The organism is Streptomyces sp. BR123, assembly GCF_013401435.1.
In the GTDB taxonomy this organism is placed as follows: domain Bacteria; phylum Actinomycetota; class Actinomycetes; order Streptomycetales; family Streptomycetaceae; genus Streptomyces.
On sequence record NZ_JACBGN010000295.1, the window covers coordinates 1 to 8,848 of the forward strand.

Sequence of the window (8,848 nt, forward strand, 5' to 3'; positions counted from 1 at the left end):
GCCCCCGTACTGCTGCCCCTGGCCCGGATACCCGGGCCCCGGCCCCTGCCCGCTGTTCTGTGTCATGCACAAGCTCCGTATGTCGTCCCCCGATGAAAGGCACAACATAACCCGGCACCCCACCGGCCCAGCACCCGCAGACCCGTCTTCTCCCGGCAGTCGGGAGCAGACGGGCCTGCGACCGGCGGCCGGGGCACCCGGGTCGGCGGGCGGCCCCGAGCGGCGAGGCCGACACCTCGGGAGTGGTGGACGCGGCACGGCCACTGCGTCAGGCCGTCCGAGGACGTGTAGGCGAGCGTGCGGCATTTCCTGGCCTGCGACGGATCCGGCGCTGAAGGTCGGCGATAGCGTGGGGTCGAGACCCGAGTGATGAGGAGGGCGCGTGCGATTCGCGCTGGACGCACTGTTCGCTGACGTGCCCCCGGAGCAGGTCGATGCAGCTCGTGACTTCTACGAGTCGAGGGCGGCCGGCCGTGGCCCCAGCACGCTGGAGGAGCTCAAGGAGGCACGAGCGAAGAGGTCTGCTCCTCGTGCCGTCCATCCGCCGGCCATCGAAGAGACGATCGAAGTCGCGGAAGCGCGCGTCCCCGTCAGGATCTTCACGCCTGTCGACGGTCCGCCGCGGGGCGTCTACCTGGACATACACGGCGGCGGCTTCTACATGGACTCCGCAGCGCGAGGAGACCGACGCAACCGCGAACTCGCGGACGCCCTGTGCCTCGCCGTTGTCAGCGTCGACTACCGCCTGGCCCCTGAGCACCCCTGGCCGGCGGCACCCGACGACTGTGAAGCAGCGGCGCTCTGGCTCGTCGAAGAAGCCGAGGCCCGCTTCGGAACGTCCCGGCTTGCGATCGGCGGGAGCTCAGCGGGAGCCACACTCGCCCTGGCGACCCTGCTCCGGCTGAGGGACAGAGGTGCCGCCGGTCGATTCGCCGGCGCTGCGCTCCACTTCGGGACCTATGACTTGAGCGCACGAACCCCGGCCGGTCGCCGCATCGCGGACGAATACTTCATCCAGGCGTACGCCGGCCATGTGGAAGACCGCGCTGTTCCCGACATCTCTCCCCTCTACGGAGTTCTTCGCGGGCTTCCCCCGACGCTGCTGATCATCGGAAGCGCAGACGTGCTGCTGGAAGACAACCTGGCGCTGGCAGGCCGGTTGGCAGCAGCCGGCAATGACGTCGAGCTCAGGATCTACCCCGAGGCACCCCACGGCTTCACGGGCCACCCCACGGCCATGGCCAGGACGGCGCTCAGCGGCGTCGACTCCTGGCTGCGCGACCGGATCACGCAAGCGTAGGGACGCACCGCCCGATCCGGATCGGCTCCGAGCTTCAACGAGACGAACGTGACGTGCCGGGTCGCGTGGTCGCCGGAGACGAACGCGCGGGACCGGTGAAGGTGTTGCCGTGCACCCCGCCCGGTACGCTCCCGTGCCCTGTCTGCCTGGCCCGCCGACGCTCCGTCGGCAGGGTCATGCCCGGGGGCCGAAGCGGACGTCCTGGCGGTTGTTGTTGCCGACCTGGAACGCGGTGGGGCCCTTGAACGTGTTGCCGGACACCCCTCCGGCTTCACCGGCGGACGGGGGCGTGGCCTGCTCCAGGAGTTCCTGCAGCAGGCCGGCGGCCTTGGTGCGCTGCTCGTCGTCCAGGCCTTCCAGCAGGGTCTCGATGCGGGTCTGCCACACCACCTCCTGGCGCGCCCTGACCCGGTCGGCCGTGCCGGCGTCGGCGGCGACGATCTCGGCCGCACTGTGTTCCAGGCGCTCCAGCTCGCCGCGTTCCCGCTCGGCGTTCCCGCGGCCGAACCACCGCGCCAGTCGGCTCCGCAGCCCTTCCCAGGCGTCGGTGCCGGCGGCCTGCACCACCGCGGCACCCCCTGCCGCGGCCAGCGCCGTCAATGCCTCAGCCAGCATTTCGTCCCCCCTGCTGTTCTCGTTCTCGGTTGCGTCGCTTGCTAATGGGTCTGAAAACGTAGCGGCCTACCGGCGCGTAGACAGGGCTTTGCCTGAAACGGGTCCTCGCCGCTGCCGCTGCCGCTGCCGCTCCCGTACCCGTTTGTCCGTCCATCCGGCCGGCCGGACGGACGGGCGCGGGGTGCAAGGGCGGCGCGTTACTTGCGGACCGCGTCGACCGCCGCGGAGATCCGCTGGACTGCGTTGTCGCGGTACGGGGCGTGCTTGCGGCTGAAGACCGGGCCGATCCGGCGGCGCAGGACGAGGGAGTGGCGCGTTCCCCCGGTCTGCAGGTGGACGGCCATCAGGGCCGACCCGTTCATCGCCTCGACGCCGGTGATGTCCACCCGCGCGGGGTAGTGATCGTCCAGCCCCGAGACGGCGTTGGTCAGACCGAACATGAGTTTGAACGGGCCGGCGTTTTCCCCGAACATCAGCGGCCTGAACGCCGGCCGCTGGTCGGTGAGGACCAGCCTGCCCGTAGTGCGGACCACCTGGAGGCTCCCGACTGCCGTCCCGGCAATCCACTGTCCCAACAGGTTCTTCCCTGGCCAAAGATCAGTCATTACGCCCTCCCCAGACGGACCAACCCTGCCGCTGTACGGTTTCCCCGTCCGCGCCGCCTCCGAACCGAAGTGGTGTGGTGTGCAGGGACGTTGACGGCTGGGTAGGGACCGACGGAAGACAGCTGACGCATCGATGCAAGGGGGGAACATGCTGGCTGAAACCATGGCCGCAATGGCGGCTGCGGGTGGTTCGGCGGTCGTGCAGGCGGCCGGTACCGATGCCTGGGAGGGGCTGCGCGGCCGGCTGGCGCTGATGTTCGGACGCGGGAACGCACACCGCGAGGGGGCGGAGCTGGAGCACCTCGACGCGACCGCGGCCGCCCTGGCGGCATCCGGTCGGCCCGAGACCGAGGCCGCGGCGGCGCGCATCCAGCAGGAGATCATCTGGCAGACCCGCTTCGCCGGGCTGCTGGAGTGCGTCGGTGACGCGGAGCGGGACGCCCTGGCCGAGCAGCTGCGGGCGCTCGTGGCCGAGCACACCGCGGCGGCGGCCGTGGGACGGATCGAGATCACGCACAACACCTTCTCCGGGCCGACGGCCGTGCAGGTGGGCGGCGGCAACACCCAGGAGGTCACGTTCGGCCGGACCACTGAGTGACCTCGCCCCGGTCCGGCCCCGCCGGCACCGAAGCGCCCACTGCGGCCCAGGACGCGAGCGGCGCTGCGCCGGCGGACAGCCGTACGCTGTCCTGGCGGGGAGCCGGTTCGGCGGGCCGACCGCCGTGCAGGTCGGCTCCGGGAACGTGCAGAACATCCACTCCCGGCATCCCCGGCCCCCGTCGCCTGGCCGTACGTGGTCGGCCTCCCCCTCCCCCTCCGCACCGCGCCGAGGGGTTCCGACGCCGGTACCTGGCGGTGGACCTCGACGAACCGGCCGCCCCGCCCGCCGCGGACGGCAGCGACGGTGACAGCAGCCGTCGTGGCGGCGGCCATCGCCGCGGCGGGAACCTGACGTCTTGGGTGGTCCCAGGTCTCGGCGGGACCGGGAAGACCCAGATCGCCGCCGACCATGCCGACTGGGCCACCCGGCAGCGGACCGCACCACGCGCCTGCTGGCCCGCTGGATCGGGAGTGACGGTGCCGGCGTCTTCCTCGCGCAGGAGACAGGCAGGTGATACGGGCAGGTGGTGAGCGTCGGCGGCGAGTAGGGCGGGGCAGGCCTTCTCACTGCCGCCGGTACCTTGCTGACATGGGAAGCAAGAGGAAACCGTACTGGCGCACGATCGGAACGCCGACGACGCTCGTCCTGTACCGCACGCCTGACCGATGGCGGTTCGCTGTCCACTTCACCAACCCGAAGGGCGTCGCCGACGGCAGGCTCGATCATCCCGTGCCCTCCTGCGAGCCCGAGGTCGCTCAGGCAGCCTTGCACCGCAGAGCCGAAGAGCTCACCCATCGCGAGCTCGACGTCGCCTGGCGGGAGGCCGATCAACCAGACTGGTGGACAGGCGCCGTCACCAACGCAGGCCCGCTCCCCGCCGCTTGACGATCAGGCTCACGTCAAGGGTGTTCGCCGGCCCGGTGAACGGTTCCGGTCGGACCGCCGACCGCTGGCGGCGGCTCCATCCGCCGCCGCCTCGGCAGATGCCTCCGAGGGCACCTCTGGGATCGCCTTCGGGATCGCTTCCGGGAGCGGCTCCGGCAGCGCTTTCAGGCGGTTGACCGGGGAGGCGAGCAGACCGACTGCGACGGCGGCCGAGCCGATGGCCGCCACCACCAGCGCGCCGTGGGCGCCGAGCCGGCCCGCCAGCAGGCCGGCCGCGAGCCCGCCGAGCGCCCCGCCGCCGAACAGCAGTGTCCGGAACGCGGCCGTCATCCGGCCCATCATCGTCTGCGGGGTCAGGGTCTGGCGGAGGCTGACGATGATGACCCCGGCCACGCCCAGGCCGAGGTACGTCGTGAAGAAGGACAGCACGAACATCGCCAGCATCAGCGGCCTCGGCCCGTCGGCCGCCACGATGAGCGTCGGGCCGAGCAGCAGGGCCGACTGTGCGACCAGGTACACCCGGCCGAGCGGGAAGCGGGCGATGACCCGGCGGGAGACCAGCGAGCCGATCAGTCCGCCCACGGAGGCGGTCGCGAGGATGGTCCCGAGGGTGGACGAGCCCAGGTGGAGGTCGTTCGTGCCGTGGAGCAGGAACATCGTCCAGGTGGTGATCATGGAGAAGTTGCAGCAGAAGCCGACGAGCGCGAGCGCCCGCAGCACCCTGTTCCCCATGACCCATCCGAGCCCGTCGCGGAGTTCGCGCAGCAGATGCCGTTCGGCGGCCGGCTCCGGGCGGGGTTCGCGCGTGCGGATCAGCAGCAGCGACAGCACGGACACCGCGTACGAGCAGGCGTCCACGAGGAGCGCGACCGGTGCGGTGAGGGCCGAGACGAGGACGCCCGCGAGGCCCGGCCCGGCCACGTCGGCGGCGGAGGAGCTGGTGCCCATCTTGGCGCCGGCCTCGACGTAGTGCCCGGGTGTGCGGACGACCGTGGGAACGTACGACATCCAGCTGACGTCGAAGACGACGGACGCGATGCCCACGGCGCAGGCGATCACCAGCAGGATCGTCAGGTCGAGGAGGTCCCGCCAGTACAGCAGCGGCACCGAGCCGATCAGCACCAGCCGGACGGCGTTGGCGCCGAGCATCACCGGCCGGCGCCGCACCCGGTCGGTCCAGACCCCGATCAGCAGGGCCAGCCCGAGGTACGGGACGAGCTGCAGGAAGCGCAGCAGCCCGACCTGTTCGTCGGTGGCGCCGAAGGCGCTGATCGCGGTCAGCGGCAGGGCGAGGTTGGTGATCTGGGTGCCGAGCAGCGACACCGTCTCGCCGAACCAGAACCTCAGGAAGTCGCCGTTGCACCACAGGCTCTCCTCCACCTTCGACGACGAGGGCGGGGCGGCGGCCGCAGGCCCGTCCGCCGCAGGCTCGTCCGCCGCAGGCCCGGCGGCTGCGGGTGCGGCGGCTGCGGGTCCGGCCGTCACCGGGCCGGCTGGGCGTCCCCCGCTCACCCGGGGTTCCGTACGAGCTCGGCGACCGCCGCGGCGACCGCGTCGACCTCGTCCTCGGTGTTGTAGTAGTGCGGCGACAGCCGCAGGCACCACTCCACCTCCTTGTCCCCGAAGTCGAACTGCGCGAACTCGCGGAAACTCAAGGCGGAGTTGATGCCGCGTGCGTCCATGGCGGCCTTGAACGGCTGCGGCCGCCACCCCTCCACCGCGAAGGTGACCAGGGCGGCGGGCGCCGTACCCCCGTCCAACGTCCGTACGCCCGGCAGCCCGGCCAGCTGCCCGCGCAGCCGGGCGGCGAGCGCCGGGGTGCGCCGCGAGACCGGCTCCAGGCCGACCCGCAGCGCGTAGCGGACGGCGGCGGCGCAGCCGAGCACGGTGGCGTACGGGAACTCCCACTCCTCGAAGCGGGCGGCGGTGCCGACCGGGCGGTACTCGCCGGGGCCGGTCCAGCGGGCGCCGTACATGTCGATGAACAGCGGCTCGTACCCCGCGTCCAGCACCAGGTCGGAGACGTACAGGAAGCCGGAGCCGCGCGGACCGCGGAGGAACTTGCGGCAGGTGGCGGTGAGGAGGTCGCAGCCGATCTCCTCGACGTCGATCGGGTACTGGCCGACGGACTGGCAGGCGTCGACGAGGTAGAGCAGGCCGAGTTCGCGGCAGTGCCGGCCGATCTCGGCGACCGGCTGGACGAGGCCGGAGTTGGTGGGGACGTGGGTGACGGCGACCAGGCGCGGGCGGTGGGTGCGCATCAGGCGGGCCATCGCCCGGACGTCGACGCCGCTGCCGTCCGGGTGGTCGGGGGCGTGCACGATCCGTACGCCGTGGCGCCGGCGCAGGGCGAGGAAGGCGATCTGGTTGGAGATGAAGTCGTTCCGCGTCGTCAGGACGACGTCGCCGGGCCGGAAGTCGATCGCCGAGAGGGCCTTGGTGTAGGCGTGGGTGGCGCTGCCGGCGAAGGCGATGTTCCGCGCGCGGGCGCCCACCAGTTCGGCGATCGAGGCGTGGAAGTCGGCGATGTCGGCGGCCCTGGCGGCGGAGGCCTCGTAGCCGCCGATCTCGGCCTCCAGGTGGAGGTGGTCGAGCATGGCCTGGAGCACGGGGCGGGCGATGAGGCCGCAGCCGGCGTTGTTGAAGTGGATCACCGATGCGCAGCCGGGGGTGTCGGCCCGCAAGGCGGCGACGTCGAGGAGCGGTTCTGCCGATGATCCGAAAGCGCTATTCTCTGTTCTCATGTCTGACAGTAGCAGTACTGACGTGTTGACGGCCATCCTCCGGACGGAGATCGCCGCCCTCGAGCCGGGCGACCGGCTGCCCAGCAGCCGGGAACTGATCGCCCGTCACGGCGTCGGCCCGGTCACGGTCTCCCGGGCGATCGCCCTGCTGGCCGCCGAGGGCATCGTCGTCACCCGCCCCGGCAGCGGTACGTACGTCGCCACCCGCCGCCCCCCGGCGTCGGAGGAGGGCCCGGCGGACACCTCCTGGCAGACGGTGGCCCTGGCCGGCCGCGCCTTCGACCCCGGCCGCGCCTTCGACCCGGGCGGCGCCGCGAACGGCCCGTCCGAGGAACTCCCGCCCGGCACGGTCGCCCTCTCCGGCGGCTACCTGCACGAAAGCCTCCGGCCCGCCCGCGAACTCAGCGCCGCGCTCGCCCGTGCCGCGCGCCGCCCGGACGCCTGGCACCGCGCCCCCGTCGCCGGACTCGCCCCGCTGCGCGCGCTCTTCGCCCGGCAGGCAGGAAACGGCGTGAACCCCGAGGACGTCCTGGTCACCGGCGGCGGTCAGGGCGCACTGTCGATGCTGTTCCGCGCATTGGCCGCCCCCGGCAGCCCGCTGCTGGTCGAGTCGCCGACGTACCCGGGCGCCCTCGCCGCCGCCCGGGCGGCCGGCCTGCGCCCCGTCGCCGTCCCCATGGACGGGGACGGGATCCGCCCGGACCTGCTCGCCGACGCCTTCGCCATGACCGGCGCCCGGCTCCTCTACTGCCAGCCGACCTTCCACAACCCGACCGGTACGGTGCTCGCACCCGAGCGCCGCCGCCAGGTCGTGGACGTGGCCCGGGCCGCCGGGGCGTTCCTGATCGAGGACGACTTCGCCCGCCACCTCGGCCACGGAGGCCCCGTGCCCCGTCCGCTGGTCGCCGACGACCGCGACGGCACGGTCGTCCACCTGACCTCGCTGACCAAGCCGGCCTCGCCGAGCCTGCGCATCGGCGCACTCGTCGCCCGCGGCCCGGTGGTGCACCGGCTGCGCGGCATGCGGCAGGTGGACGACTTCTTCACCGCCCGCCCGCTCCAGGAAGCCGCCGTCGAACTGCTCTCCACCCCTGCCTGGGACCGCCACCTGCGCGCCCTCGCCACCGCGCTCCGCACCCGCTCCACCGCGCTCGCCACCGCCCTCGCCCGCGAGTTGCCCGATTGGACACTCGCCCGGCACCCGGCCGGCGGCCTGCACCTGTGGCTCCGCCTGCCCGACCGCCTCACCGACACCGCCGTCGCCGACGCGGCCCGCCTGCACGGCGTCTCCGTCGACGCCGGCCACCGCTACTTCCCCACGGACCCGCCCGCCTCGCACCTCCGCCTCGGCTTCGCCGCGGCGGCCGACACCGCGGACCTGACCGAAGCCGCGCACCGCCTGGCCGCAGCGGCGCACACCCTGCCCCGGGCCTGAGAGGCTCCCGCGCGTGACCACCCGTACGGGGCGGGGCGGGGCGGGGGAGCCAGGCATGCCCTGCCGCCGCTGAACGGGCCGGGGAGGTCTACAGGTCGACGTTCCAGTGTCGTGGGAGGTCCGTGTCGCAGAAGACGCAGGCGAAGTGGCCGTCCCGCACGATGTTGTGCTCCTGGCAGGCGGGGCAGCGGCGGAAGACGATCCCGTGGGTGAAGCAGTCCGGGTGGTCGAGCCCGACTGCGTCCAGGGCACGGGCCACGGCCGGCCACGACACCGTGTCCGGGCAGTAGCCGGTCGACTGGTTGCTGACCTCGCGCACCCCCCACCGTCCGTCGGCTCCGGTGCGGCAACGGAAGCTGATCTCGCCGGCGCTCAGGACACGGTCCCCGCCGGCGCAGGCGACGTGCTCGCTGCGGCGTGGGGCCAGCCTCAGGACGCCGTCCGTGCCGATGACGAACGTGAAGGGTTCGGCCAGTTCGCCGGGTGACCGGGCCGCCGCCCACCGGGCGAAGTCGGCCGCTGTGCGGACGGGGGTCCCGGTCTCCGCCGCCCGGACGGCGGCCCTCACGTGTTCCGGGCCGACGTACCGGTAGCCCGGCCGTCCCGCTCTCGGCGTACTCATGCCGGTCACGGTAGGGCACGGCGGGCGGAGGGGGCGTGGCG

The 8,848-nt window shown here is 72.9% G+C and carries 9 protein-coding genes; 4 read left to right on the forward strand and 5 right to left on the reverse strand.

All coding sequences use genetic code 11. The features are described from left to right. Nucleotides 1–382: 382 nt before the first annotated feature. Nucleotides 383–1,300: an alpha/beta hydrolase gene (locus tag HYE82_RS30245; protein WP_179177382.1), complete on the forward strand. Its 918-nt coding sequence runs from the start codon at nucleotides 383–385 to the stop codon at nucleotides 1,298–1,300. Between the two features lie 174 nt (nucleotides 1,301–1,474). Here the strand turns inward: HYE82_RS30245 and HYE82_RS30250 are convergent, their stop codons facing one another. Together HYE82_RS30250 and HYE82_RS30255 are read right to left on the reverse strand one after the other, a co-directional pair. Continuing rightward, entirely contained in the window at nucleotides 1,475–1,915 is a 441-nt protein-coding gene (locus tag HYE82_RS30250) for a hypothetical protein (RefSeq protein ID WP_179177383.1), read from the reverse strand. A gap of 197 nt (nucleotides 1,916–2,112) precedes the next feature. Then, the gene (locus HYE82_RS30255; RefSeq protein WP_179177384.1) at nucleotides 2,113–2,490 is read right to left on the reverse strand and encodes a hypothetical protein; all 378 of its coding nucleotides are present in this window, start codon (nucleotides 2,488–2,490) and stop codon (nucleotides 2,113–2,115) included. Nucleotides 2,491–2,668: 178 nt separating this feature from the next. On the opposite strand from HYE82_RS30255, the gene HYE82_RS30260 reads away from it, so the two are divergent. After that, a complete protein-coding gene (locus HYE82_RS30260; protein WP_179177385.1) occupies nucleotides 2,669–3,118 on the forward strand; it encodes a hypothetical protein in 450 nt (149 codons plus the stop codon). A 591-nt stretch (nucleotides 3,119–3,709) separates the two neighbouring features. Beyond that, nucleotides 3,710–4,006 (forward strand): hypothetical protein, encoded by a 297-nt coding sequence (locus tag HYE82_RS30265; RefSeq protein ID WP_179177386.1) that lies wholly within the window; start codon nucleotides 3,710–3,712, stop codon nucleotides 4,004–4,006. Between the two features lie 9 nt (nucleotides 4,007–4,015). Here HYE82_RS30265 and HYE82_RS30270 read toward each other — a convergent pair whose 3' ends face one another. Together HYE82_RS30270 and HYE82_RS30275 are read right to left on the reverse strand one after the other, a co-directional pair. Then, complete coding sequence (locus tag HYE82_RS30270; protein ID WP_309144498.1) at nucleotides 4,016–5,518, reverse strand: MFS transporter; 1,503 nt, start codon at nucleotides 5,516–5,518, stop codon at nucleotides 4,016–4,018. Then, nucleotides 5,515–6,750, reverse strand: coding sequence for an aminotransferase class V-fold PLP-dependent enzyme (locus HYE82_RS30275; RefSeq protein WP_179177387.1), 1,236 nt, complete (start codon nucleotides 6,748–6,750; stop codon nucleotides 5,515–5,517). Before HYE82_RS30275 ends, HYE82_RS30270 begins: the two co-directional genes overlap by 4 nt. Here HYE82_RS30275 and HYE82_RS30280 point away from each other — a divergent pair. After that, nucleotides 6,749–8,185, forward strand: a complete 1,437-nt coding sequence (locus HYE82_RS30280) for a PLP-dependent aminotransferase family protein (RefSeq protein WP_179177388.1) — start codon at nucleotides 6,749–6,751, stop codon at nucleotides 8,183–8,185. The two genes, HYE82_RS30275 and HYE82_RS30280, sit on opposite strands and share 2 nt — an antisense overlap. Nucleotides 8,186–8,273: 88 nt before the next feature. Here HYE82_RS30280 and HYE82_RS30285 read toward each other — a convergent pair whose 3' ends face one another. Beyond that, nucleotides 8,274–8,807: a hypothetical protein gene (locus HYE82_RS30285; RefSeq protein WP_179177389.1), complete on the reverse strand. Its 534-nt coding sequence runs from the start codon at nucleotides 8,805–8,807 to the stop codon at nucleotides 8,274–8,276. Between the last annotated feature and the right edge of the window lie 41 nt (nucleotides 8,808–8,848).

Excerpts from the sequence above, each read along its gene's own strand:
- HYE82_RS30250 (WP_179177383.1), bottom strand. The coding sequence starts at position 1,915 with ATGCTGGCTGAGGCATTGACGGCGCTGGCCGCGGCAGGGGGTGCCGCG.
- HYE82_RS30260 (WP_179177385.1), top strand. The coding sequence starts at position 2,669 with ATGCTGGCTGAAACCATGGCCGCAATGGCGGCTGCGGGTGGTTCGGCG.
- HYE82_RS30265 (WP_179177386.1), top strand. The coding sequence starts at position 3,710 with ATGGGAAGCAAGAGGAAACCGTACTGGCGCACGATCGGAACGCCGACG.
- HYE82_RS30280 (WP_179177388.1), top strand. The coding sequence starts at position 6,749 with ATGTCTGACAGTAGCAGTACTGACGTGTTGACGGCCATCCTCCGGACG.
- HYE82_RS30275 (WP_179177387.1), bottom strand. The coding sequence starts at position 6,750 with ATGAGAACAGAGAATAGCGCTTTCGGATCATCGGCAGAACCGCTCCTC.
- HYE82_RS30285 (WP_179177389.1), bottom strand. The coding sequence starts at position 8,807 with ATGAGTACGCCGAGAGCGGGACGGCCGGGCTACCGGTACGTCGGCCCG.